General features: G+C 42.9%; 24 protein-coding genes and 2 tRNA genes. 13 read left to right on the plus strand and 13 right to left on the minus strand.

Going from position 1 to position 26913, the window contains the following annotated elements:
* Positions 1–23: 23 nt before the first annotated feature.
* Entirely contained in the window at positions 24–1805 is a 1782-nt protein-coding gene (locus AC2SLM_RS08740; protein WP_486553280.1) for a hypothetical protein, read from the plus strand.
* Positions 1806–1905: 100 nt separating this feature from the next.
* Positions 1906–2865: a putative RNA methyltransferase gene (locus AC2SLM_RS08745; protein ID WP_486553282.1), complete on the plus strand. Its 960-nt coding sequence runs from the start codon at positions 1906–1908 to the stop codon at positions 2863–2865.
* Between the two features lie 503 nt (positions 2866–3368).
* Here AC2SLM_RS08745 and AC2SLM_RS08750 read toward each other — a convergent pair.
* From AC2SLM_RS08750 to recN, 9 genes are all read right to left on the minus strand, one after another.
* Positions 3369–3533 (minus strand): hypothetical protein, encoded by a 165-nt coding sequence (locus AC2SLM_RS08750; protein WP_486553284.1) that lies wholly within the window; start codon positions 3531–3533, stop codon positions 3369–3371.
* Between the two features lie 49 nt (positions 3534–3582).
* Complete coding sequence (locus AC2SLM_RS08755) at positions 3583–3822, minus strand: BrnT family toxin (protein ID WP_486553286.1); 240 nt, start codon at positions 3820–3822, stop codon at positions 3583–3585.
* 62 nt (positions 3823–3884) lie between these two features.
* Positions 3885–4823 carry a site-specific tyrosine recombinase XerD gene (gene xerD, locus AC2SLM_RS08760; RefSeq protein WP_486540053.1) on the minus strand — a complete coding sequence of 313 codons (939 nt, stop codon included), beginning with the start codon at positions 4821–4823 and terminating at the stop codon, positions 3885–3887.
* 208 nt (positions 4824–5031) lie between these two features.
* Positions 5032–6513, minus strand: coding sequence for an aldehyde dehydrogenase family protein (locus AC2SLM_RS08765; protein WP_486553288.1), 1482 nt, complete (start codon positions 6511–6513; stop codon positions 5032–5034).
* 408 nt (positions 6514–6921) lie between these two features.
* Entirely contained in the window at positions 6922–7224 is a 303-nt protein-coding gene (gene tusA / locus AC2SLM_RS08770; RefSeq protein WP_486540057.1) for a sulfurtransferase TusA, read from the minus strand.
* Positions 7225–7367: 143 nt separating this feature from the next.
* Positions 7368–7850, minus strand: a complete 483-nt coding sequence (locus AC2SLM_RS08775; protein ID WP_486553290.1) for a hypothetical protein — start codon at positions 7848–7850, stop codon at positions 7368–7370.
* Between the two features lie 117 nt (positions 7851–7967).
* On the minus strand, positions 7968–8447 hold the full coding sequence (gene ruvX, locus AC2SLM_RS08780; protein ID WP_486540061.1) for a Holliday junction resolvase RuvX: 480 nt from the start codon (positions 8445–8447) through the stop codon (positions 7968–7970).
* Between the two features lie 97 nt (positions 8448–8544).
* Complete coding sequence (locus tag AC2SLM_RS08785; RefSeq protein WP_486553291.1) at positions 8545–9108, minus strand: YqgE/AlgH family protein; 564 nt, start codon at positions 9106–9108, stop codon at positions 8545–8547.
* A 159-nt stretch (positions 9109–9267) separates the two neighbouring features.
* Positions 9268–11025, minus strand: coding sequence for a DNA repair protein RecN (gene recN / locus AC2SLM_RS08790; RefSeq protein ID WP_486553293.1), 1758 nt, complete (start codon positions 11023–11025; stop codon positions 9268–9270).
* A 664-nt stretch (positions 11026–11689) separates the two neighbouring features.
* On the opposite strand from recN, the gene AC2SLM_RS08795 reads away from it, so the two are divergent.
* Positions 11690–12022: a pyrimidine/purine nucleoside phosphorylase gene (locus AC2SLM_RS08795; protein ID WP_486540067.1), complete on the plus strand. Its 333-nt coding sequence runs from the start codon at positions 11690–11692 to the stop codon at positions 12020–12022.
* A gap of 272 nt (positions 12023–12294) precedes the next feature.
* Complete coding sequence (rlmB, locus tag AC2SLM_RS08800; protein ID WP_486553295.1) at positions 12295–13074, plus strand: 23S rRNA (guanosine(2251)-2'-O)-methyltransferase RlmB; 780 nt, start codon at positions 12295–12297, stop codon at positions 13072–13074.
* Positions 13075–13179: 105 nt separating this feature from the next.
* On the opposite strand, the gene coaE is transcribed toward rlmB, so the two are convergent.
* The 4 genes from coaE to pilB form a co-directional block, all read right to left on the minus strand.
* A complete protein-coding gene (gene coaE / locus AC2SLM_RS08805; protein WP_486553297.1) occupies positions 13180–13881 on the minus strand; it encodes a dephospho-CoA kinase in 702 nt (233 codons plus the stop codon).
* Positions 13882–14058: 177 nt separating this feature from the next.
* Positions 14059–14955: a prepilin peptidase gene (locus tag AC2SLM_RS08810; RefSeq protein WP_486553299.1), complete on the minus strand. Its 897-nt coding sequence runs from the start codon at positions 14953–14955 to the stop codon at positions 14059–14061.
* A gap of 91 nt (positions 14956–15046) precedes the next feature.
* Entirely contained in the window at positions 15047–16270 is a 1224-nt protein-coding gene (locus tag AC2SLM_RS08815) for a type II secretion system F family protein (RefSeq protein WP_486553301.1), read from the minus strand.
* Positions 16271–16309: 39 nt separating this feature from the next.
* The gene (gene pilB / locus AC2SLM_RS08820) at positions 16310–18034 is read right to left on the minus strand and encodes a type IV-A pilus assembly ATPase PilB (protein WP_486553302.1); all 1725 of its coding nucleotides are present in this window, start codon (positions 18032–18034) and stop codon (positions 16310–16312) included.
* A 352-nt stretch (positions 18035–18386) separates the two neighbouring features.
* Between pilB and tpiA the strand changes: the two genes are divergently transcribed.
* From tpiA to truB, 9 genes are all read left to right on the plus strand, one after another.
* The gene (tpiA, locus tag AC2SLM_RS08825; protein WP_486553304.1) at positions 18387–19196 is read left to right on the plus strand and encodes a triose-phosphate isomerase; all 810 of its coding nucleotides are present in this window, start codon (positions 18387–18389) and stop codon (positions 19194–19196) included.
* 94 nt (positions 19197–19290) lie between these two features.
* A complete protein-coding gene (gene secG / locus AC2SLM_RS08830; RefSeq protein ID WP_486540081.1) occupies positions 19291–19605 on the plus strand; it encodes a preprotein translocase subunit SecG in 315 nt (104 codons plus the stop codon).
* 182 nt (positions 19606–19787) lie between these two features.
* Positions 19788–19872: transfer RNA gene (locus tag AC2SLM_RS08835), tRNA-Leu, on the plus strand.
* A gap of 202 nt (positions 19873–20074) precedes the next feature.
* Positions 20075–20151 (plus strand) — tRNA-Met (locus AC2SLM_RS08840).
* Positions 20152–20294: 143 nt separating this feature from the next.
* Positions 20295–20795 carry a ribosome maturation factor RimP gene (rimP, locus tag AC2SLM_RS08845; protein WP_486553305.1) on the plus strand — a complete coding sequence of 167 codons (501 nt, stop codon included), beginning with the start codon at positions 20295–20297 and terminating at the stop codon, positions 20793–20795.
* A gap of 223 nt (positions 20796–21018) precedes the next feature.
* Complete coding sequence (gene nusA / locus AC2SLM_RS08850; protein WP_486540085.1) at positions 21019–22506, plus strand: transcription termination factor NusA; 1488 nt, start codon at positions 21019–21021, stop codon at positions 22504–22506.
* 17 nt (positions 22507–22523) lie between these two features.
* Positions 22524–25241, plus strand: a complete 2718-nt coding sequence (infB, locus tag AC2SLM_RS08855; protein ID WP_486553307.1) for a translation initiation factor IF-2 — start codon at positions 22524–22526, stop codon at positions 25239–25241.
* 146 nt (positions 25242–25387) lie between these two features.
* Positions 25388–25822: a ribosome-binding factor A gene (locus AC2SLM_RS08860; protein WP_486553309.1), complete on the plus strand. Its 435-nt coding sequence runs from the start codon at positions 25388–25390 to the stop codon at positions 25820–25822.
* Positions 25823–25852: 30 nt separating this feature from the next.
* The gene (gene truB / locus AC2SLM_RS08865) at positions 25853–26866 is read left to right on the plus strand and encodes a tRNA pseudouridine(55) synthase TruB (protein WP_486553325.1); all 1014 of its coding nucleotides are present in this window, start codon (positions 25853–25855) and stop codon (positions 26864–26866) included.
* The last annotated feature ends 47 nt before the right edge of the window (positions 26867–26913 follow it).

The following is a 26913-nucleotide window of genomic DNA, read 5'->3' on the forward strand; positions in this document are numbered from 1 at the left end:
AATCAAGGTGAACTGTTTTGCTTATGAATTCTGTTGAAAAAAATCCAATTGATCGTAATCACATTGGGCCGATAACCAAGCAGCAGGCACGTGCTTATAATCTCTTGCTAACTCGTTTGAGCAATTTATTAATTAAATTAACGGTCAAGTCAGAAACGGATACTCAAGACGGTAAAAACCGCCAAGCGATTGAATGTTGGCAGGTATTCTTAAATGATTTAACGGATGTTGTGTTGCCTGAATTTTATGTGGTGTTTCATGATGAGACGACAGATATTAAGCAGCGCCGCCGTCTATATGATATTACTCAAGCCATATCTTTTACCTTTTCTTATTATGATAGTACTGGTTTTTTGCCTTATTTAGAACAAGACAACCAAGACAGAATCATGAAGCAAGTAATAGAAAATAAACCGCTGTTTATTGATGAAGAACAAGATTCTTATATTACCGGTAAAGGCCCTCATGCCAGTGTTGCCTATGAATTACTTCAAATAGCCGAATATGTAGAGGTTAATGGTCAATCGTATATTGATTATTTTATACCTTATTATAATTTACTGATTGTCGAGAGCAATCTTCGAGTATGCCTACTTAACAGTAGTGTACAAGGTATCAAACAGCAGCTAAAAGGGTGGCAAAAAAAGCGTCTGTTGGCGTTTAGTATCCCCTCCTTATCAACCATCGTAAAGTCACCTACCTTAGTCAATGCAGATATTTCACATGCTTTGGCGGATTGGGTGCTACAGGATTATATTGGCAGTAAAATACATCTTGCCAAAACAAATAATAGTGCTGTCAGTGCCGATAACTATGCATTAACAACCACTAATAATTCTTCTTCCCCTAATATGTTATCAGTGACTTGGAAGCGGATAAAAAACTGGTTTATTGGGGGTAATAACCCCAAGACCTCCAATTATGAGCAAAGCACAAAATCAGTCAAGCCAACAGAGAGTGATGCGTATTTTATGCCGCTGTCCAGTAAGCGCCATGCTGCACACTTATCGATTTTATTAACGGCAAAACCTACTTCGCGGCTCAAGCAACTGATTGAAGCAACCAATGTACTTTATGGCCATCTTGATTACCTAAAGCAAGCCCACCCCTACCTTGCTACCAGTGTGGAAGAGTCTATTAAAGACTTAACTTATAATACGATTTTACGCCTAGATGAGACAGCCAGTCAGTTTGTGAAAGATGGTGAGGTAAGCCCTGATGTTAGAGATTTATTTAAAAAACAGCACGAAGCACGTATTGACCGTCTTATCTCTTTGAATTTGGCACAGGTTAAAGATCTCAATAAGACCATCTTAGAGAAAAAGATGGCCGGCTTTGCGTCTGTGGGAAATGAGCGAGAGCACCAATTTAGACAAACCATTATGGAGCTTAAGATTTTATTGCGCTGGCTGATTGCTCAGCAGCCAGATGAGATGCAAGCGACCAATTATCAAGTGATTTTATCCAATCTTGAAGCCACTACGTTATCGGATATGCAGGCCATCTTCTTTGCAACCCAGACCACGTGTGATCAACGACAAGCACTCCAGCAGCAGTTAGAAAATTTATTAAACCACTTCAAACAGCAAACGGACTTAAACCATATGCAATATGCTGTTGAGGACGAGAGTGAAATGAATTTGTTGTTGAAGTTAACAAGACCCAATACCCGCACTCCCCTTGAGGCAAATAAAGAAAAAGATGTGGGATCAAAGCTCGATAGCGTGAATCGTCAACTCGAAGCGGATAGCTTTATTGAATACAATAAGCATTATATTGACCAGTTATTAAAGCATTGGTCTTAACGCGCCCTATATGGGTCAAGTGAGTGCACTTATTTTATCGCACTGATTTTGCATAAAAACACCACGCCTATCCTCTTCCAATACTCATATTGAGAGACTTATGTCATCACTGCTTTGTCCTTCTGCTGCTGCATCACCGTCATTTGTTTGCCCATACTGTCAATCTCCATTAATGCCTGATGCCAAAACATGGCTTTGTGATGGCAGTCTAAACGCTAAAAATACTCGTCATCCGTTCGATGTGGCGCGTCAGGGCTACGTCAATCTATTGCCAGTACAGAATAAAAAATCCAAAGACCCTGGTGACAGTCAGGATTCTATTGAAGCACGCCATCGTTTTTTGAGCCAAGGCTTTTATCAGCCGTTGCAGCAGCTGATTGCCAGCTTAGCTAAACATGAAACAGAGGAATCGGCTCAATTAGGTAATCAGATTTGGCTCGATATTGGCTGCGGTGAAGGGTATTACACGGGAGCTATCGCTCAAGCATTAGCGGCAACAAATAACAGCAAGTCGTCTTTAATAGCACTGGATATTAGTAAGCCTGCGGTGAGTTTATTGGCAAAAGAGGCCAAGCAGCAGCATAAGCTGTGGTCTCAGACGGATAATATTCTGAGTCCGACGGCTGCGATTTATCCAATGGTTGCTAGTGCCGCCCATTTGCCATTAGCCAGTCTTAGTATTGACGGTATCAGCACGATATTTAGTCCGATATTGGCTGATGAGTTTGCTCGGGTAATAAAGGTAGGCGGACAGCTGCTTATTGCCAAGCCTGATGCGGGGCATTTACAAAGCATGCGTGAGGCGTTATTTGATGACGTCCGTCCGCATGATTCGGATAAGTTCTTGGAGGAGCTTACGCCGTATTTTGAGCTACTTCAGACCCATCACGTCCAAGCAGATTTGAGTCTAAATGCCGATCAATTAGCAGACTTGCTGACTATGACCCCGTATTCTTATCGTGCTAAGGCAGAGAAGCGTGGGGCTTTATTGACGTCTGCACAGGATAATAATTTTAGCACTGAGGCAAAGTTTGTGGTGTATGAACTGATTAAGAAGTAGACGTATTTGGAGCTTATCCCGCTTTCGCTACTATCTGCTTATCTACCCGAGGCAGTGGCTAAGATGTGGCGTGTCGCTTACTTCGTGCGCCGCGCCACAGCAAGCGACTGCAACTCGTCTATCTAAACAGTATATCCGCTACAATCGGGGCTAAACCGCATCACAAGTCGACCATATGAGTGGTGGGTTACGCTTCACTAATCTACCCTTACAAACTATGATAACTCATTGAGCTCTATCTTTTACACGATAGAGTGTAGTAGGGTGTGCCCCGTGCGCCATGGATAACACTCTATTTTAAAAGTACGTGGGACGCATCCTACAGGCCATTTAATCAAACAAACCCTTAGTGTTAATAGGGATGGGTTAGATTTATTAAAACTTCGGAGAGAATAGGCTGGGCTTTTAGCCCAGCAAATAAAACTAAATTAAAGTGAAACCAACGTTTTAATGGTTTGAAGGTTATGCTTCGCTAACCCGATCTACGCAGACTAGGTAGATTACTATACATGCTTAATCGCCATAAAATGCCTAATCACTTCATTAACATGGTGTTTAGTGGCGTCATCTTGTTTCACTAACCAATCCATCACATCATCGTCAATAGGTGATGCATTATTTTGTGATTGGCTTTTGTTTGTTTGATAGGTTTTGATAACGTTTGGCATAACGTGATTTGCTCTAGAAATATCCATGTTTTCATAATCTAAATTAGTATCAACTATGATTATATCCTTTTATTTGTTTCTTGCTTGGTTTAAACGCAGTAATAATTGTTAAGCTATCATCACTTGACACAAACCAAGCGACTGCAAATAGTCTACCTTTATTGCTTATACCAATCGTCAAAAATCGTAACTCTTCATAGTCAAAACGAGAGTCCATGTTGGTTACATGCATTGGGTCATCAAATACTGATATGACTTCCTCAAAATCAACTTGCCTATTATCGTACACAATTCGAATTTACTGTCATTCCAATAGAACCAAATACCGTGCTTAAATATCTCTGGCATAATTTACCCCCTCGGATGATGCGCCTCATGTAGCTGTTGCAATCGAGCCGTCGCCACATGGGTATAAATCTGGGTGGTAGATAAATCACTGTGACCAAGCAAAAGCTGCACGCTGCGTAAGTCCGCCCCATGATTGAGCAAATGGGTGGCAAAAGCATGGCGCAAGCTGTGCGGCGATAGGCTCTCTTCAATACCGGCTTGTTTGGCATATTTTTTTAACATATACCAAAAGTTCTGCCGTGTCATATAACCGCCTTGGGTGGTCAAAAACACTGCTTGGCAGTTACCTGATTTTAAGTGAGCGATTAGCTCACCGCGAGCATGTTGCAGATAATCATCTAATGCCTCACTGGCATATTCACCGAGTGGTACAAGGCGGGTTTTATTACCCTTACCTGTGATTTGTAACCAGCCGGCATTAAGATTTACCTGCTCTAGAGATAAGTTCATCAGCTCGCTGACCCGCAATCCGCAGGCATAAAGCACTTCAAGCATCGCCTTATCACGCAGTCCCATAGCGGTACTGGTATCAGGCGCTGACAATAGGTTTTCTACATCACTCTCTGATAAATCTTTGGGCAGTGAGCGTCCTATTTTTGGAGTTTTAATACGTTCGCACGGATTGTCTTCTCGGCGCTCATTACCCACCATCCACAAATAAAACTGACGCAAGCTTGAGAGCATACGCGCTTGAGTACGTGGCGTTTTACCTTGTCTATCTAATGCCGTCAAACATTGCATCACATCTAAATCTGTCCATAGCGTTAATGCCTTGGAATTGGTGGTTTCGCACAGCTTTAAATCACGCACATAGGCATTACGGGTACGTGTCGACAAGCCACGTGACAGCATCGCCTGACGAAACTCGGTGATATAGGCAGGTTCATCATCCACGGCTAAGGCTTTGGGCTGTCTTGGCTGAACGGCTCTGTCACGACTCATTAACTGTGCTCACTTAATATATTTTATTTTGGATAGAAAAAGAATATAGCATAGCATTAAAATAAAAGGCGACAAAAAAAGAGGCGACATAATGTGGCCTCTTTTTTAATATGACTGCTTTAATTGGCTTATTAATCGGCTTGCTCAAAACTCATATGAGCAAGTGTAGCCTATAAATATTATCTATCTTTTTAAAGTTCATAATTTTTTAAAGTCCATAATCGCGGGGTTCATTTTGGAAAGATACCCAATGAGTTTTGGTGAACTCTTCTAACACTTTATCGCTGTTAAAACGGCCAATACCTGAGTTTTTCACTCCACCAAACGGCACCATGCTTTCATCGTTCACTGGCATATCATTGATATGGGTCATACCCGCTTCCATACGCTTAGCAAAGTTCATACCACGTTGCATATCGCTGGTAAATACCGCACTTGATAAGCCATATTGAGTATCGTTGGCCAGTCTTAACGCGTCTTCTTCATCTTTGGCTTTAATGATACCGACTAAGGGGCCAAATATCTCATTGCGGAATAAGTCCATCTCAGGGGTGACATCCGTGAAGATATAAGGGTGTACTAGCTGACCGTCGATTTTGCCCTCAAGAATCATGTTAGCGCCTTCTTTTTTAGCAGTGGCGATTTTTTCTTGTAATGATTCTAACTGGTTTTTGTTGACGATAGGACCCACAAAAGTATCTTCATCATTTGGATCGCCCACTTTTAAGGTCTCAACCAAGGATTTGAATTTATCTATAAACGTATCATAGATATCTTGTTCGACAATGATACGGTTGATCGCCATACAGATCTGACCTTGGTGCAAGAATTTACCAAAGACCGCCGCTTTAACTGCTTGATCCAAATCCGCATCTTTTAATACCACAAATGGGTTATTACCACCCAGTTCTAATGCCACATCTTTGATATAGTCGCCGCTAAAGGCAAGCTCACCAATGTGTTTGCCGACAGGTGTTGATCCTGTAAATGAAACAAGGCTTGGCGTATCATGGGTCACGATAGCGTCGCCGATTTCACTACCAGCGCCAATTACTACGTTTAGAACGCCTTTTGGAAGCCCTGCTTCTTCAAACAGTTTGGCCAATAATAAGGCGCCCGTCACTGGCGTATCGCTGGCAGGTTTTAATACGACTGCATTACCTAAAGCAATAGCTGGGGCAAGTGAGCGCTGAGTTAAATGCAGTGGGAAGTTCCAAGGACTGATTAATGCAATAACGCCAACGGGATCACGGAACACAAAGTTTTGTTTGCCTGGTGTATTGCAAGGGCGAATCTCGCCATGCATACGGTTGGGATAGGTGGAGGCTTCTACTGTCACTGCACGGGCAATTTTTAATTCCACTTCCGCTTTCATACGGGTGCTGCCTGATTCTTTAATAAGCCAGTCAACGATTTCATCATGACGCTGATCCATAAGCTCTATAACTTTATGCATAACAGCTGTACGCTCACCAGGTAGCTTTTTGGCCCATTCAGTTTGAGCCTTGCTTGCGGCTTTGAACGCCTCATCCAGTTGCTCTTTGGTAGCTTGAGGAATTTCAATAAGAGTATCGCCATTGTATGGGTTGGTATCTTTATTGACACTGTCATCTTTACCTTTTACCCATTCGCCGCCGATAAACTGTAAATCAAAATTACTATAGGGAGTTGTATTGTTATTATTACTCATCTTATTTGTCCTTATTAGATTATATATTTAATATGATAGGTCACAATCAGAGTTTAAAATCAAAACTTATATTTTTAAAGCCTAGCACAGAGCTTAGCAACTAAGTCACTAAATCGTATCATAAACTGAACTCAATACTGTTTATTGACAATGAACAATTGTTTAAAATAAGTAACTTCTTAGATTATTTTATTAATAAAATCTTAATTCTTTAACAAGTATTTTAGGAACTTTAATGATGTTAAAGCTCTCGTTTGATACGGCATCTATCAGATTAGTAATACAGATAAGACGTGTTAATAAGCAAAGTTGATACAAATCGGCTCTAAAGCAGACGAATAGACTAAATAAAGACAGCGTTGCATACTATTAATAGTAGCCCTAAGACAAAAATAACTGAGCGTTTAATTAGCTTCTTTTCTTTTGTACCACATAGCGATACAAGGTATCCGTGTGATTATCAGGATTACCGGATGGGTTTTGTGTTTCAGAATTCTCTACCAAGGTATGGCCAAGATGACGACAGAAGTTAGGAATGTCTCGGGTAGTGGCAGGGTCGGTAGCTAATATTTCAATGTACTCGCCGCCTTCTGCCTTACGAATAGTACGATGCAGCAACATGACTGGTTCGGGGCAGATAAGCCCTTGGGTATCAAGGTGATGATCAATCGCTTGAGCTGATTCTAAGTTATCGGTATTAGAAGTGGTCATAGTGTTAGCACCTATTGGGTTGAAATTCTGTTTCTATTGTCTATTAACATAAGGGCAAGTCGGCAACTATTAAAGGGCGGCGAGTGGCTGATTGTAAAATAGTTTCTCTGCCCAATATTTAAGCTCTATTTAAGGGGTGCTGACTATACTTCTGGTTGAGCATCAATAAATTTAAAAAAGCGCTTGAAGGTTGCCTGAAACCAATATGCCACACCAATCCATGCTGCCATAGCGAGCCATAGCCAATCAGATAATGAAAAAATTAAGCAAATAATAAGCAGCAAGCTGGCACCGCCGACACTGGTGACTAGCATAGAAGGCTGACTAAGACGATAGCGATATACCAAAAACGCTTGATATAAAATCGGTGGGATCGTTAAAGCAACGAGTGCATACGGCAAATAGTGAAATAACAGATACAGCTCACGACTACCATGAAACATCTTTAAACTGGCTAACGTGCCGAACACCACAAACGAGAAAATAGCTAAAACGATAAGAAAAATGCAATAGCGGTTAATTTTTTGGGCGCCGCGTATGGCTTGAATCGCGAGTGCAGGGAACCCAGCGATAGATGTTGAGCGAGGGTTGGGGCTATGAGATGTTGACGGATTTTCGGTAGGCATGGCAAAGGGCTTATATTTGGCAAAATTTAAAAAGAGCACACATAAGTAGAAGGGCTACTGCTGCTGTACTCAAAAGGGTAAAGAATAGTTATATACGGGCTTGAACTTATATTAATGCTAAGCGTCAGGCTTATAGGTCAAGATATCTTTAGCGTGCTCGGGATTGGCTAAATAAGTACGTAGCAGCAAACAAGCGGAGATATCATCAATCGGGTCACGCTCGTTTTTGATAAGTCCCAACTCCCACGCCATTTCGCGTGCTTCAACAGAGGTCAGCCGCTCATCAAACAATTGTACTGGCACGTTAATACGCTGCTCAACCAAACGGTGCGCTAAGCGCCGCGCAAACTTATGTGCTCGTTTGGCAAGCATTGAGCTACTGCCATCCATATTCAGCGGCAATCCAACCACCACTTGACCAATCTTCCAGGTGTCGATAATTCCCAATAGGTTGTCCCAGTCAGCCGGCTGACCATTATTCATCGCGAGGATATCAAACGGGCGAGCATCTTGGGTCACAGTATTACCCAGTGCCATACCCATCTTTTTAACGCCGTAATCAAGTCCAAGTAACACAGTGTCTTTGGTGTCGAGCATAATGTCTGCCATTAAATGGTGTGTTATTAAGGTGTGAATTGTGAATAGGTTCAATAAGTATGTGGTGATAACAATAATTAAGGCGTATTAGCAAATACTAGGCATGCCCGATATCATCGCTTAAAAAGTCCAAATGAATACCGATTTTTTCAGCAGCCAAGCGCCAGCGCTCTTCAAAAGGCGCTTCAAATAAAATAGATAAATCGGCAGGGCTAACCAACCAATCGCCTTGTTTAATCTCTTTTTCCAATTGATCTTTGAACCAGCTAGCATGACCCAAGCAAAGATAATAATGACCCACACCTTCACCGGCGGCAATACGGCGCAAAATATCCTTACTGGTCGTAATCGACACATTTTCAGAGATGCCGAATGAGGAGGCCCAATTGGGCTGACCGGTATGCAGTACAAAGCCGACTTCAGGAAAGACAGGACCGCCGTCTAGTGCTGTGTCTTGCATCACCGCATCGTCGGTGACTTCAATCTCTAAGTTCTCGAGCAGTTTGCCGACTTTGGTATCTAAGATAGGACGATTCACGATTAAGCCTAATGCGCCATGTTTGTCATGACGACAAATATAAATCAGCGTTTGGGAAAAGCGCTCATCGGGCATGCCCGGAGACGCAATTAAAAAGTGATGGGTAAGATTATCAATAGTCATAAACAAGAGGTACTCAAAATATAGGATGTACTTAAAATAGGGCGTACTTAGGGGGTAGAGGGTAGGCGACAGCGACATAGAGTGTGCCATTAGGCACACCTAAACGTATCTTATCTATCGGGTTTAACCCTCTAGTGTACGGGGATAAATACAGGTCGTCTATTCGCTAGACACATCCGCAAGTAAGCTACGCGCGTGCTCACGGGTAATCTCAGTGATGTTCACACCGCCTGACATTCGGGCGAGTTCATCGACCTGTGCATCGTCATTGATGACTTGAATTTGACTGGTGGTCTGACCTTCATCGGTATCATGGTGTTTTTGTACCAAAATATGCTGATGCGCTTGTGCGGCGACTTGGGCTTGGTGAGTAATGGCCAATAACTGACGACGGCTGCCCAATTGACGTAATAATTCACCCACAACCTGTGCGGTGCCGCCACTGATACCAACATCCACCTCATCAAAGACCAACATAGGTTCAGACCCCGTTTCTGCTTCGTCAGCGCTTGAGGTTTGCGCATTGTCATGCTCATGAGTCGCCAATAATACCTGCATTACCAGTGCCATACGTGATAATTCACCACCTGAGGCAATTTTATATAGTGGCTGCATCGGCATACCAACGTTGGCACTAAACATTAATTCGATATCTTGTATGCCCTGAGCGTTATAACTGTCTTCAGACTTATCAGTAAACACAAATTCAGCACGTGCATTGGGCAATGCTAAAGGTTTAAGCTGAGCGACTAACTGCTCGCTAATCGCAGGTGCTGCTTTTTGACGTGCCTTACTTAATTTTTTGGCAGTGGTCACAAAGTCTTGCCACGCGTCTTTAATTTGAGCTTCTAAGACCTCTGAGGTCGGCTGATTGACCAAATCGTCTAATTCTTGCTGCCAAATCGTGGCTTCTTCTACTAGATTTATAGCAGGCAGGCCATGTTTGCGTGATAAACGGTGACCTAAGCTGATTAAACTGTTTAACTCTTCTAGACGTTCAGGATCTGGCAGTTGCTGCTCGGCATAATCGGTCAATAATGCAGCCGCTTCACTGACATGTTGCTGAGCCAGATGCAAAGACTCACTGGCTTGGCTAAAAGTGGGGCTGACGTCAGACTGATTGTCACAAAGGCGTATCGCTTTGCCTAATAAATCCATCGCATCAGGATCATCGGTGTCATTATCGAGTAGTTGCACCGCATGGCTTGCCTCCAACATCAAGGCTTCAAGGTTAGACAACTCGTCGTGCTCGGCTTCTACTTGTTCATAATCGACGGCCAGCAACGGCTCAATGTCAGCAAGTTGGCTTTTTAACAGCTCAATGCGGTCATTACGATGCGCTTCTTTGGCAGCAATGTCATCAGCTTGACGTTTTAATTTCTGATAGCTTTTATAAGCCTGAGCCGTTTGTTTCGCTAACGGCGTTAAACTGGCAATGGTATCGAGCCAATCGACCACAAATAGCGGTTTTAATAAGGCTTGCTGTGCATGCTGACTGTGGATATTAACCAACATAGCGCCAAGCTCTTTAAGTTCGGTGATACTCACTGGAGAACCATTGAGCCATGCCTTAGAGCGACCATTGCTGCTAAGCTGACGGCGAATTAATACCTCTCCATCAAAGTCACGCTCATGACGCTCAAACCAATGGGCAATGGCAGCGGCACTGCCATCTTGAGCACTGTTCTGTTGACCTTGGCTGATATCAAACTCAAATTGTGCATATATATCGGCATTGTCTTTGCCATGACGTACCATACTGGTATCCGCGCGCCCGCCAATACACAGGGACAGCGCATCTAATAGTAATGATTTACCAGCACCAGTTTCACCAGTAATGACATTAAAGCCATCATATAGTGATAGCTCATGGTGGTTAATCAAAGCAAAGTTTTGCAGTGTAAGCGAAGTGAGCATCAGCAATCTCAAAATAACAGGTATGTGTTATAAAAACAGGGTAAGTTTAAAACGAGTGCATGCCTTAAAAAAGATATGAGTAGGGCTATCGTATCGCTATGACCACCTAAAAGCAAACACTGCTCTGTGTTGTTTTACCGCATCAATAAGCCATCTAGCGTCATATATTGAAAAGCTTTATATCGGCATCTTTAAGATATAATAGCTTAGTCAATTGAAGTCAAATAGAATGATTGCTTCAATCCGTGTCTATTTTATCGCAGCTTCTAAAATTTAAGAACCATCATAAATTAAAATGCCTGTTATTATCGAATAAAAATACAGTGACGCTATATTTAAAAAACCACCAATTGCTATAATGGAGGTTCGCTTAACCTTATTAAAGAGTCAATAGTAATTGGCTTAACACTGTCTTTGGCAGATAGTAGATTATTTGATGGAGGTCTTGTCTGACCTCGCTATGACGCTTATTTTAGCGGTATAAATAGGGGTGGTGTGGATACATAACAACAAAAAAATTGAAGGGCTGTCACAATTATCTTAGTAATATTGTGGTAGGATTGAATAACAAAAAATTGCACCAAAAAAGTAGGGCTGTAAGTTTAGCGTTATCTGATTTTGGCCCATAAGTATTATTAAGTAGACTAAGATTGAGGAAGTCATCATGCCGACGACTTATGACCACGTTTCTGTCATAAAAAACGCCACCATTTCTTATGATGGACGCTGTAGTAGCCACACTGTGTTATTTGATGATGGCAGCAAAAAAATGCTTGGTGTTATCTTACCGTGCGATGAGACGGTATTAGAATATGAGTTCGCCACCCATACCTCAGAGCGTATGGAGATTACCAGCGGCGAATGTGAGGTTAAAATCACCGGCGAAGAAGACTTCACCTATTACCGTGCAGGACAAGCTTTTGTCGTTGCGGGTGATAGTAGTTTTAGCCTGCGCACTGATCAAATCGTGCAATATATTTGCCATCTTGAAGGCTAGTCATTCGCTGATTAATTGTGCGAGATGATTAACAGTAAACTAGGCAAATAAATGAGATACGCAGCGATTACATAGGGCAGTGAATGCTGCCTGTTTATTGGTGTTTATTATCCTGCTTAGTCAGTTTCGTTATAACAATTGTTATTTGATAAACGCCCCTCTTATCTCTATCTTAATACCTATCTGTCGTCTGTCTTATGTGATGGGCGAGGGTAGGTATTTTATTTATTATTCATTTTAATTATTCATTTTAAAGTTTAAAAGGTTATTTTATGGCAAAGCCGGTTTATTTTTATGGCATTCATGCTGTGCATGCTTTGTTATCGCATCGTCCTACAGATGCCGTAGCGTTGTTTGTACAACAAGGGCGCAGTGGCGGCGAGTCGAGCAATAGTGAGGAAAGTGAGTCTACCTTTAATGAGATTATTCAACTGGCAGAGCAAATGGGTGTCAGCGTTCAAGAGGCCAGCCGAGATAAGCTTGCTGCTTTATGCCACAGTCCGCAGCACCAAGGCGTGGTACTACATGCCCGTCCACTTGCGATGGGCGATGAAGGTGATATTACCAGTCTAGCGAAAGCAGATGACTGCCTGTTTTTGATACTTGATCAAATCACCGACGCGCATAATTTGGGTGCATGCTTACGTACCGCAGCAGCGATGGGTGTGGATGCGGTCATTTGTCCCAAGCATCACTCAGCCAGCTTAACACCAACGGTTGCCAAAGTATCTGTGGGTGCTATGGAAATTATGCCGGTTATTGCCGTGACCAATTTGGCACGCTGTATTGAAAACTTAAAGCAAGAGGGCGTATTTGTCTATGGTACTGCTCTTGATGAGACCGCAAAAGCACTGCCGGATGTGGATTTAACTGGACGTGTTGCCATTATCATGGGCTCAGAGGGCGATGGTATGCGCCGCTTGACTACTGAGCGCTGTGATGAACTGGTTTATATTCCGATGACCGGTAATAAACATGGCTCACTACAAAGCTTAAACGTCAGTGTGGCAACGGGTATGGTGCTTTATGAAATAAGTCGTCAGCGTCATTAAGCCACTGATATTAAGTTAAGCATTGAATATCCATTATTCGAATTAAAAGCATCGATAACTGAGTTATCGATGCTTTTTTATGACGCCAGATAGGCCGAATGAAGGCTAAATCTTTTTTAATACCAAATACTTTTCATGCAAAGGTTTGAGTTGTTCATATAATGACGCCAAACTGCCCTCGTTAGTGACCACGTCATCTGCTTGTTCAATACGTGCTTCACGCGGCAATTGATTGGCCATAATGGCTTCGATTTTCTCGATACTTTGGGTATCTCGGCTACTAGCACGCTGAATCTGAGTTGACTCTGCCACATCCACCACCAAGACGCGATCACAAAGTGAGACCAGTCCTGCTTCATAGCTTTCTAACAGTAGCGGTGCAGAGAGAATCACATATTCAGAAGTCGCTTCTGCCAACTGCTTTTTAATTTCTTGGCGAATAGCCGGATGGGTAATCGATTCCAAAGTCAGTAACGCTTTATTATTGGCGAAAACATGCTCACGAACTGCTCGGCGATCCATGTCGCCCTGTTCATCAACCACCCAATCACCAAGTGCGTCTACTAAAAGCTGCAGGGTCGGACTGCCTTTTTGCATAATCTGATGCGCAACCACATCGGCATCGACCACATCAATGCCTTGTTCTGCAAACCAATCAGAAACCGCCGTTTTACCACTACCAATACCACCCGTTAAGCCAATAATTGGCTTAGCAATATGAAAGTGTTGGAAGGTTTGCGGTGGGTCAATATCATCCAAATGAGAGTGAGCATCGGTGTCTGATGTGTGAGAATTAGGATAAGTCATGTCAATACCTTAACGGCTGTGCTATGAAAATGAGTGGGTATTTTGCTATCAATCAATACCCAGAGGTTAATGGTTAGCTCTCTATTAAGTAGCTTTGTTTTTTATTTAATCTATTATTCAATAGGCTGTCATAAAAATAACATATTTGATGGTCGCTTTTGTATCAACTGGGTGCAGTTAATATTGCCCAAGGTACCACTGCATAAGTGAATGGCCATAGAGCAGAGCAATAATACCGGCAATGGCAATAAATGGGCCAAAGGCAAACGGACGACTCTCGCCGCGTTTTTTCATTAATATGATGCCAATTACCGAGCCAAGTAGGGAGGCTGTAAAGATAATAAATGGCAGCATAATTGGGCCAAACCAACTGCCAAGCGCCGCCATTAACTTAAAGTCACCTTCTCCCATGCCTTGCTTTTTGGTGAATAAGAAAAACAGTTTAACCACCAGCCATAAGCACAGATAACCAATAATTAAGCCCCAAATCGATTGAGTAGGCGAGGTAAACCAGCTTTGACTATTAATGGCCAAGCCGAGTCCCATCAATGGGAACGTGAACCTATCCGGTAGCAGCTGAGTATCAAAATCAATGATAGCCACGGCAATCAGCGTCCATACTAAAATAAGCGCAGCTAGGGTAGGCAGACTAACACCGAGCCTAAATATCACTAGCATAGATAACAGTGCGCATAGTAGCTCTATGAGCGGATAGCGGATACCAATCGGTGCCTGACAATACGCACATTTACCACGTAGGGCAAGCCAGCTGAGTAGCGGAATATTATGATACCACCGAATCGTTTGCTCGCAATGAGGGCAATGTGAGGCAGGGAGTGATAAAGACAGCGGTGTATCTTGTTGAACGATGTCAACGATGGGCTGGGTAAGCGACTTTGGAATGTTTGGCTGCTGCGCTAAATAATCTATGGAGCTGGCACGCCATTGCTGCCGCATAATCAGCGGAGTACGGTGAATCACGACATTCAAAAAGCTACCCACACACAGTCCAATCAAGCCAAAGAAAGCGAGTGCCAACGGGGTATTGTGTTGCAATAAGTACCAAAGCTGCATCGTGTATTGCCTTTAAAGAAGCACTAAATAGGGCAGAGTAGAGAGATAAGTAATGGGTCTTAGAGTCATTGTTTTGATTTAAACCATAGAATTAGCCGATAACCGAACCCATTTTAAAGATAGGCAGATACATGGCAATGACCAAGCCGCCAATAAGTATACCAAGTATTACCATAATGACAGGCTCAATTAAACTGGTCAGACCATCGATGGCATTATTGACCTCATTTTCATAGTAACTGGCGACCTTATCGAGCATATCTTCTAAGCTGCCAGACTCTTCTCCGATACTCACCATCTGTATGGCCATGTTCGGAAACAAAGCAGTGGCCCGCATTGCACTATGCAGCTGTTGGCCAGTAGCCACATCTGCTTTGATTTGCTGAGTAGCATTATAAAACACGATGTTATTGGTGGCGCCTGCGGTCGATTGTAGTGCATCAATTAATGGCACCCCTGCGGCAAATGTGGTTGATAAGGTTCTAGAAAACCGTGCCACAATAGCTTGATAGCTGATCTTACCAACAATAGGTAATTTTAGACGAAGTCTGTCTAATTGGTTGCAAAATTTTTGGCTACGCTTCTTGCTGTGCACAAAGGCCACTGGTAACGCGATAAATACGATAATCAGCGCCAACCACCACTCACGAACGCTATTTGATAAATTGACTACCCACTGGGTGAACGTCGGCAGCTCTGAGTCAGCTGAGGCAAATAAATCAGCAAATACAGGCACTACATGAATCAATAATATTAAAGCGACAACAAGGGCAACGATAATCACCGCTATTGGATATTTGATGGCTTTTTTGATTTTAGACTTCAGCTGCTCGCTTTGCTCTTTATAAGTTGCGACTCGATCAAGCATGGTTTCTAATGCGCCGGACTGCTCCCCAGATTCAATCAGCGCACATAATAAGGGGTCAAAGTGTTGTGGGTGCTTACGTAGAGCAGCAGCAAACACTGTACCCGAGGCCACTTCTGCCTTAACATCTAGGATTAATAAAGTCATGCTTAAATTATCGCCAGATTCTGCCACAATATCCAAAGATTGCACTAAGGGTATGCCTGCTTTGATTAATGTGGCAAGTTGACGCGTAAATACAGCAATGTCCAGCGGTTTAATACGCTTTCTTCTTTCAAAGATAGGTTTAAATTTGGTTTTAAGGCGAGTAACGGTAATGCCTTGCTTTAATAACTGCGCTCGAGCGAAAGTGCTGTTTTTACTGGTAAGCTCGCCAGTGACTTTATGACCAAGGCGATTGGTACCGGTATAAGTAAAGTCGAGCGACCTGTCGCTTAATACGTTGGTCATAAGTGTCCTAATAATGGCTTAAATGGGCATCTCTATAGGTTATTCTGAGGTAACCCGTGACATTTCTTGTACGCTAATAATGCCCTGCAATACTTTGGCAATGCCGGACGATCTTAAGTCACGAAAACCATCGTTAATGGCTGCAGCTTTAATATCCAACGCATTGCCACCTTGCATGATAATTTGAGCCATATCGTCATTTACCGTCATCACCTCATAAATACCAATACGCCCTTTATAGCCATGACGGCAGTGCTGACAGCCGACGGGGTCATAAATCAGTGTATCTGAATGGTCCAAATCTGCTGCAGTAAAGCCCATTTCTATGAGGCTAAATCGGGTTGCTAATGTGGGCATCTTACAATGCGTGCAGAGCCGACGCGCCAAGCGCTGTGCAATTACTAAGCTAATAGACGTGGCGATATTAAAATAAGGTACGCCCATATGATGCAGTCGTGTTAACGTTTCTGGCGCAGAATTGGTATGTAAGGTCGATAACACCAGATGTCCGGTTTGCGCGGCTTTTATAGCGGTATCGGCAGTTTCCAGGTCGCGTATTTCACCAACCATGACGATATCAGGGTCTTGACGTAAAAAAGACTTAAGGGCAGCAGCAAAGCTTAATCCTACCTTGCTATTCACATTGACCTGATTAATACCAGCTAGGTTAATCTCCACCGGATCTTCGACGCTAGAGATATTGGCCTCACTGGTATTTAAAATATCGAGTGCGGTATATAAAGAGACCGTTTTGCCAGAGCCTGTTGGACCGGTGATTAAAATCATGCCTTGCGGACGGCGAAGCGCCTCTAAAAACAGCTGCTTTTGATCATTATCGTAGCCAAGCGCATCGATGCCCAGTAAAGAGGAAGCAGGATCTAGAATTCGTAAGGCGATTTTTTCACCAAATAAGGTCGGCAGTGAGTTAACTCGAAAGTCGATGCTTTTATTATCGGACAGCTTTAAGGTAATGCGTCCATCTTGTGGCACACGGCGTTCGGTAATGTCCATTTGCGACATGACCTTTAAGCGGGCAGAGATATTAGCTGCCAATTGTCGCGGCGGTTTGGCGATTTCATGCATTACCCCATCGATCCGAAAGCGCACTCGATAGAAGCTTTCGTAAGGTTCAAAATGCAAATCAGAAGCCCCCATATTCACCGCATCAGTCAGCATCGTTTGTACAAATTTAACCACAGGCACTTCGGCAATACTTAGTGTATTTGAGTTTTGGTCATCTAAAATATCTGCAGTATCAACCACTCCCTTTAATAAGTCATTACAATCATAAGGTGTGTTTAAGCTTGGAGATAACGTACTGAGTGTGTGGCTATAAAGAGTATCAAGTGCTTTATTAAGCTTGTGATAATCAACAATAACCGTTTGTATGGTCAAGCGTGATTGGCTTTGAATGGCATCAATAGACTTAAGACAGGTGGGGTCACTCATCGCCACAAACAGACGTTGACCACGTACAAAAATAGGCAAAGCATTATGCTGGCGAGCAAGCGTCTCATCAATGTAAGCGACTGGCAGACTAAGCGGATTAATCTGATCCAAATCAAATAATGGCTCGCCCAACTCTTGCGACAGATACCATGCTAAAGGTGCTGCAGGTATCAGCTGATGGTCAATCAGATAGCTTACCAAGCTGGTTTGCGCTTGCTGCGACAGATTAAGTGCTGTCTGCATCTGAATACTATCGATTAATTCAGCAGCAATTAAGCGTTTGGCAATCCCGTCAAAAGCAGTAGGAGGCGACATAGTAACGTCCTGTTATCTGTCAGTAAGGTTGGCGATTTTTATGCGTGTTATTATCGCTGCTATTTATAAGTACTATTTACAGCGACTGTTTATGAGCTGTGTTAATCAGTATCAGTTAGCGAAGCAATCAATATGGATAATCAGTCGGTTTATGCCATTATTGATAGCAGCGCTAATAAAGGTGAGCTAGAGTAGCACTATTTTTTACAATTTATTGAAGTGGATATAACAAAGGCTAAATCTGTTGTTAGAGACTATGATATAATTTAGAGCTATTATAATTTTAGACAGTATTTTTAGGCAGTCAAAGTCTGGCTACTGCAAGTTAACATTGTTTATTTGAGAGTGAGTTATGACGTCTTGGGTTATCGGAAACTGGAAGCTAAATCCTGCCTCGCTTGAGGAAGTAAATGCATTGGTCACGGACCTAACCACGGGTATTAAGGCTCAAGACGTAGCAACCAATAACTGTCAGATTGTGGTTGCCCCAAGCTTCTTGCACCTATCTGCGGTTAAGCTGGCTCTTGATAATGCAAAGACATCTATTGGGCTTGCCAGTCAAGATGTGAGCGCTCTAAACGCGAACACTGGCGCTTATACCGGTGATATTTCCGCCGCTCAGCTTAGCGATTTGGGCGTGCAGTGGTCTATTATTGGTCACTCGGAGCGTCGTCAATATCATCAAGAAGATGATGCGTCATTACTCCAAAAGCTGATGAACATCGCTGAGCACAACCTTGGTGCGATTCTGTGCATTGGTGAGTCTGAAGCAGATTATGAAGCGGGTAACACGCAAAAAGTACTGGGTCAACAGCTCAATGTAGTGAATACTTTTTTAAAGCAATTAACGAAAGACTTGGGCGATAAAGCAGCTGACTATATTGCTAACCGTTTTATCGTGGCTTATGAGCCTGTATGGGCAATTGGTACCGGTAAAGTTCCGAGTGTTGAAGAAGTAGCAGAAGTTCATGCCTTTATCCGTCAACGTTTAAGCGATTTTAATGCAAGCTTAGCACCAACACCACTATTATATGGTGGCAGTGTTAAGCCAGAAAATGCCAAAGATTTTGCGGCATTAGAGGCGGTCGATGGCGTGTTAGTCGGCGGCGCAGCACTCAAAGCAGATAGCTTTATTGAGATTGCCAAAAGTTTTTCCAGCTAATTTATGATGGGTAGTATCCTTTCTGCTTAGCTAGCCCTTTTTTATACTATATATACTCTCGTCGTTTAACTCTTAAGTTTAAGTAAGGCCACACATGTTTAACATCATTTTAGCCATTCATATTATTGTTGCTATTGCCATGATTGGGCTGATTCTTATTCAGCACGGCAAAGGTGCAGATGCTGGTGCCTCATTTGGTGCCGGTGCTTCAGGTACTGTATTTGGTGCCGCAGGTAGCGCAAACTTCTTAACCCGTGCGACCGCTGTTTTGGCAGTGATCTTCTTTAGTACCAGCTTAACCTTGGCTGTGCATGCGCGTAAGCAAGCAGAAGGTCAGTATCAATTAGATATTCCTGCGGCTTCACAAGTACCAGTAACCGAAACGCCAACTACAGACGCATCTGAATAATCGGCATACGTCAGAGTAAACGCAATAAAAGAAGTAGGCCTTGTTTTATTTAAAGGAAAGGTTGCACCATTTGCCAAACCCGAGTAGAATGTGCGACCTGATTTAGTAAATAGTTAACGTAAACGCTACCGCTTAATACCTCAATAAGCGTCAGCGGTTAATCATGCAGTAGATTAGAATTAGCGATTGTGGTGGAATTGGTAGACACGCCATCTTGAGGGGGTGGTAGCGCAAGCTGTGAGGGTTCAAGTCCCTCCAATCGCACCAATATATAATCGGTTATAACGATTATATAGGCTGTTTTAAATAATGTATCATTAGTTACACTGTACTGTGCCTATTTAAACAGCCGAAAGAGTTAAGTAGTATCAGGCGTATTATTGGTCTTAAAGCGATAAGTTTTTTAATTTAATTGATTAAAGACTTGACAGTAATAAGATTTTTACATATAATAGTCAGCCTAGATTGATGCGGGGTGGAGCAGTCTGGTAGCTCGTCGGGCTCATAACCCGAAGGTCGTTGGTTCAAATCCAGCCCCCGCTACCATTTTTATATTTCAATCTTACCTATTTTATTTAACCCACCATTCTGTTTGTGGGTTTTTTTGTATCTGTTATTTTTAATATTGCCTAATAGTCATAATATGCATTTATAATAGATACTTCTATTTATGGACTAAACAACAAGTCATGAAGTTATCTAATAAAGTTACTCAATTAACTGATATTATTGCACCAGCTGTTGCGGCTTGCGATGTCGCACTTTGGGGTGTTGAATTTTTACCGCAAGGCGGACGTTCGCTATTACGCATTTATATTGAAGCTTTGCCAGAAGACAAAGCGGCCGATAAGCAAGTTACTATTGAAAATTGCGCTGCTGTCACCCATCAAGTTAGTGGTATTCTTGAAGTACATGATCCTATCTCTGGTGAATATGTACTCGAAGTATCATCACCTGGTCTAGATCGTCCTTTCTTTGCTACTGAGCAAATGGCTGACTACATTGGTCATACCATTAATCTACGCTTAATCCAAGCGGTAGGAACAGGCAGCTCAAAACGCCGTAAAGTATCTGGTAAGCTCGAGCAGTTAGACGACAAGCAACTAACGGTTGTTACGACCGAGGGTGAGCAATACGATATTGCACTAGATAATATCGATAAAGCGAATCTAATTTACCAAGAGATTTAATCTCATCAACATAAAGACTAATACTATCAACTAGTGTGGTCTTAGCATATTAGGGTATTGAAGCTTGCTATTTAGTTTGATATTGCTAACGAACTAAGATTAATAATATTCGTTAGACAATATTTTAATAAATTTAAACATCAAAGCTTTTAGGCCTAAGATAAAATAAATTTTAATAATTTTTTGCTGCTTTAAATTCTAAGTATGCGAGTATAGGTGTGTAATGAGTCGAGAAATTTTAACGGTTGTAGAGACCGTCAGTAACGAAAAAGGCCTAAATCCAGAGGATATCTTCGAAGCCATCGAAGAGGCCTTAGTCGTTTCTACCAAAAAAAGAGTATATACCGAGCAGCCTGAAGTTGCCGTACGTGTTGAGATTGATCGTGAAACAGGCGATTATGACACGTACCGCTATTGGACAGTGGTTGCTGACGAAGATCACGAGATGCCAGCCTGTCAGTTGGCAATCAGCGACCTAGATGAAAATGAATGGTCGATTGGTGATGTTAAAGAAGAACAAATAGAATCTATCGAGTTTGGCCGTATTGCAGCAACGCAGGCTAAACAAGTTATTATTCAAAAAATTCGTGAAGCAGAGCGTGCGTTAACAGCCGATGCCTTCGAGCCTAGAATTGGCGAGATGATGTATGGCGAAGTTAAAAAGCAGACTCGTGATGGTTATATCATTGATTTAGGTGATAATGCTGAAGGTTACTTGTCACGTGATCAAATGCTACCACGTGAGCAATTACGTGCAAAATCACGTATCAATGCCATCTTATATCATGTGAACCGTGACAACCGCGGTGCACAGTTATTGTTATCACGCACTAGCCCTGAAATGCTGATTGCATTAATGAATAAGGAAGTACCTGAGATTAACGAACAGATCATCGAGATTCGTGATGTGGCGCGTCAGCCCGGTGTTCGTGCTAAAATTTCAGTGAAAACAAACGATCATCGTATTGATCCAGTCGGTGCTTGTATTGGTATGCGTGGTACACGTATCCAAGCAGTACAGTCTGAGCTTGACGGTGAACGTATTGATGTGATTGTTTGGTCAGATGACCCTGCACAATATATCATTAGTGCATTAGAGCCTGCTGATGTGAGCAGTATTATTCTAGATGAAGATGCCAAAACAGCAGACATCATTTTTACGGCAAATGATCAATTAGCCCGTGCTATTGGCGCACAAGGTCAAAACGTACGCTTGGCATCAGAACTAACCGGTTATAAACTAAACATGATGCTTGAGGAAGAATACCTTGAGCGCCAACAAAACGAAACAAAAGCCTATTTAGAGCTGTTCTACAATCGCTTAGAAGTCGACGAAGATTTGGCTCAAGCGTTAGTTGATATAGGCTTTACCAGTATTGAAGAAGTGGCCTATGTGCCTATCGAAACCTTCTATGATATCGAAGGGCTTGACGATGAAGCGATTGAAATGATTCAAGAGCGTGCAAAAGAAGTCGTTATTGCCGATGAACTGGTTAAACAGCAAAATATGAAAGAGCCAAGCGCAGAATTGCTCGCGATGGACGGCATGACGACCGACTGGGCGTACAAGCTGGCTCAACGTGACATTATCACGGTAGATGACTTAGCCGAACAAGCCGTATTTGATCTTGAAGACATCGAAGGTCTTGATGAAAAAACAGCAGGCGAGCTCATTATGAAAGCCCGTGAATCTTGGTTTAATGAAGAATAATAAATAGGTGACTATAAATGGCAGATAAGACCGTCAAAGAATTAGCAGACATGGTAAGCAAGACAGTCAGTGCGCTACAAAAGCAACTGGTTGATGCTGGGCTGCCTGCTCGTGGCGAGGATGACCTAGTCACCGAGCTTGAGCAAGAACAGCTAGTAGCATACTTAAAACAATCGCATGGACAACAAGAGAAGCGCCGTATTAGCCTTAAATCTAAAACAACGAGTACCGCTCGCGTAACTGGCTCTTCTGGTAAGTCTAAGAGTGTGAACGTTGAAGTACGCAAGAAAAAAGTATTCGAAAAGCCAGATCCAGCAAAAATTGCTGAAGAAGCTAAAAAACGTGAACAAGCAGCTGCAGAAGCGAAAGCCAAAGCAGAAGCAGAAGCTAAAAAACGCGAACAGGCTAAGAAAGAAGCAGAAGAGCGTCAAGCAGCAACACTTGCTGCCATGCGTGCAAACTTAGGTGGCGGCTCATCATCAGACGATAAGAAAGATGAAGTGTCGACAGTAGTCGTGAAAAAAGGCAGTAAAGCTGCCGCTGCGGCGAAAGAAACCCCTAAGAAGAAAGTTGCTCCAACTAAGCCGAAAGTCGAAACGGCTGCAGAACGTAAAGCTCGTGAAGCGCGTGAAGCAGAAGAAGAACGTCTACGTCAAATCGAAGCCGAAACCCGCCGTAAGCAAGCTGAAGAAGCGCAAAAGAAAACGCTTGAAGAAATGCGCAAAATGGCAGGTAAATATAGCGACAAAGAACCGGTTGCTGAAGTTCGTAAAGATGAACCATTAGCCGAAGGTTTGGTTGGTGAAGCATTAGAAGAGTCGTTTGAAAAAGAACGTCGGGAGATTAAACGTGGTTCTTCAAGTACAGCTACTCGTGGCCGTCGCCGTAAAGGTCAAGAAGAGCGCGAAATTCGCAACCGTAAGCATGGCTTAAAATCTAGCCAAGCCTCTCAGCATAAGTTTGAGAAGCCGGTTGAGAAGATTGTTCATGACGTTGAAATTCCTGAACAAATCGTTGTATCAGATTTAGCACAGCGCATGGCTGTTAAAGCCCGCGAAGTAACTAAACTTCTGATGAAGATGGGCGAGATTGTGGGTGCTGATGAAGAGATTGATCAAGCCACAGCAAGCCTAATCGTTGAAGAAATGGGTCATAACCCTGTTCCTGTTAGCGATACCAAAGTTGAAGACGACTTACATGAAGCGGTTGAAGAACGTCGTAGTAACGTTCAATCCCGCCCTCCTGTTGTTACTATTATGGGTCACGTTGACCATGGTAAGACTTCTTTACTGGATAAAATCCGTGAAACTAAGGTTGCTACTGGCGAAGCCGGCGGTATTACCCAGCATATCGGTGCTTATCATGTGAAAACAGATCGTGGTTTGATTACGTTCCTAGATACACCAGGTCACGCAGCGTTTACCGCAATGCGTTCACGTGGTGCTCAGGCAACGGATATCGTTGTACTTGTGGTTGCTGCCGATGACGGTATGATGCCGCAAACTGAAGAAGCGATTGACCATGCACGTGCCTCTGGTACACCTATCATTGTTGCTATCAACAAGATGGATAAGAGTTCAGCTGATCCTGACCGCGTTCTAAATGAGTTAACGACTAAAGAAGTGGTTACTGAAGAGTGGGGTGGTGATACGCCAGTCGCTAAGATTTCTGCTAAGACCGGTGAAGGTATTGATGAGCTACTTGAGCTGATTAACCTACAAGCCGAGCTTATGGAACTTGAAGCGCCTACTGATGGTGCAGCTCAAGGTGTGGTTATTGAATCACGTCTAGAGAAAGGCCGTGGTGCGGTTGCCAGTATCCTTGTTAAGAAAGGTACGCTAAACCAAGGCGATCTAGTTCTAGCAGGCGAATACTACGGTAAAGTACGTGCGATGATTGATGAAACGGGTCAACGCATTAAGTCTGCCGGTCCTTCGATCCCAGTTGAGATTTTAGGTCTGCCAGATACGCCAGCATCAGGTAGTGAATTCTTAGTCGTATCTGATGAGAAAAAAGCACGTGAAGTGGCTGAATTCCGCGCTAACCGTGAACGTGAGCAACAGCTTGAGCGTCAGAACAAGATGCGCCTTGAGTCTATGTTTGAGCAGATGGGTCAAGATGACTTGTCATTCTTGAACATTATCTTGAAGACAGATGTTCGTGGTACATTAGAAGCATTGCTTGCTGCACTAAATGAGTTATCGACTGACGAAGTTAAAGTGAAGGTCATTAGCTCAGGTGTTGGCCCTATTGCTGAGTCTGATGTGACTCTTGCTGAATCAAGTGAAGCGGTATTACTTGGCTTTAACGTTCGTGCCGATAACGCAGCAAAACGTAAAGCGGACGAAGCGGGAATCGATATTCGCTACTATAGTGTTATCTATGGTCTAATCGACGATGTGAAAGCGGCAATGAGTGGTATGTTGTCTCCAGAACATCGCGAGAAAATCTTGGGTATTGCTGAAGTACGTGACGTATTCCGCTCAAGTAAATTTGGTGCTGCAGCGGGTTGTATGGTTGTTGAAGGTACGATTTACCGCAACAAACCTATCCGCGTATTACGTGATGATAAAGTTGCCTTTACCGGTAATTTACAATCGCTACGTCGCTATAAGGATGATGTAAACGAAGTACGTTCTGGTATGGAATGTGGTCTTGCGGTTCGCGGCTATGATGATGAGGTGGGTGATAAGATTGAAGTCTTTGAAATCCAAGAGATTCAGCGCACCATCTAATCGATTAAAAATGTAGTAAAAGACCTATCAGGTCATCCTGTTAGGTCTTTTTTTTATCAATTTTATTATGGATTATTACTGCATAAACTCGTATCGTGCATTATCAGATAACGATTTGTAGCTAATAATTATTAAGGAAGAATACCATGAACCAACGTATGCAACGATTGGGCGATCAAATTCAACGCGAGCTTGCGGTACTTATCCGTGATGATGTTAATGACCCTCGTTTGACTGGGTTTGTGACCATCTCGAGTGTGAAAGTTAGCTCTGACTTGGGCTATGCTGATGTGTATGTCACCATCATGGAGCCTGAGCTTAATGATGCGATGAGCAAGCACAACCATGAAGAAAGCTTAAAAGTGCTTAATAAAGCAGCAGGCTTCTTGCGTACTGAGCTAAGCCATCGTCTAAAGACTCGTACCACGCCGCGTCTACGCTTCCATTATGATGAAGTGACTGCCCGTGGTAACTATATGATGGACTTGATTCACCAAGCAGTGACTAAAACAGAAGAGACATCAGCTGACGATAATGATGTAGATACGGACATCAGCTCAGATAAAACTGACAGCGAATAATCTAAACCCTTTGTAACTAGAGTAGATATGATGAGCCTAGATAACCAGTCAGCCACCGCTCGGCCTTCTCAAAATAAGCCGCAGAAAACTCGAGTTTCTGGGGTTATGTTGATTGATAAGCCAAAGGGGCTGACCTCGCAGCAAGTGGTCTCTAAGGTCAAATACCTACTTAAGTCGCCATTGCACGATAGCAAAAAAGCAGGACATACCGGCACGCTAGATCCTATGGCGACTGGCTTACTACCTATTTGCCTAGGTGAAGCGACCAAGTTCAGTCATTATCAGCTGGATGCCGATAAGTCTTATCAGGCGGTGGTTAAGCTTGGTATTCAAACCGATACGGGTGATGCAGAAGGGCAGAGTATCACTGAAAAAACGGTTCCTGTTATCACTCGGCAAATGCTTGATACGGTCACCACTCAGTTTATGGGTGACATAAAGCAAACCCCGCCTATGTACTCTGCGCTCAAAAAAGACGGTAAGAAGCTGTATGAATATGCTCGTAAGGGTATTGAAATAGACCGCCCTGCACGTCCTATTACCATCAAGGCGCTGGATTTAAAGGTCGCTGACTCACAAGATGAGCTGATTTTAAATGTCACTTGCTCAAAGGGCACTTACGTACGTGTTTTGGGAGAAGATATCGCCGTAGCGCTAGGCACTTTGGGTCATTTAGTGGCGCTGCGCCGTACTCAAGTGGGTCATTTTGATATTGCAGACTCTATTAATCTAGATGAGCTTGAAGCCCTGTCTCATGAGCAGCGTATGGCTCAGCTATTAAGTATCGATGCTTGTATCAGCGGTGTGCCGCTATTAACAGTTTCTGATAGTCAATGCGAGCGACTGCATATGGGGCAGCGCCTCAATGTTAAAGAACAATTAGACGAGTCACTATCTGATTATTTGCGTTCTGACCATTCTTCATATGATAGCGCTGACAATACCTATGATATTAGGCTGGTTAACAGCGCAGGAGAGTTTTTAGGGCTAGGTAAACTTGAACCGACAGGACGTTTGCAACCTAAGAAGATGATTCAGCGTTAAATAAAACGGCTAGCAAATATCAATTGCGAAACCTTTAAGAAAGCTTA

Source organism: Psychrobacter sp. CX16 (assembly GCF_057396245.1).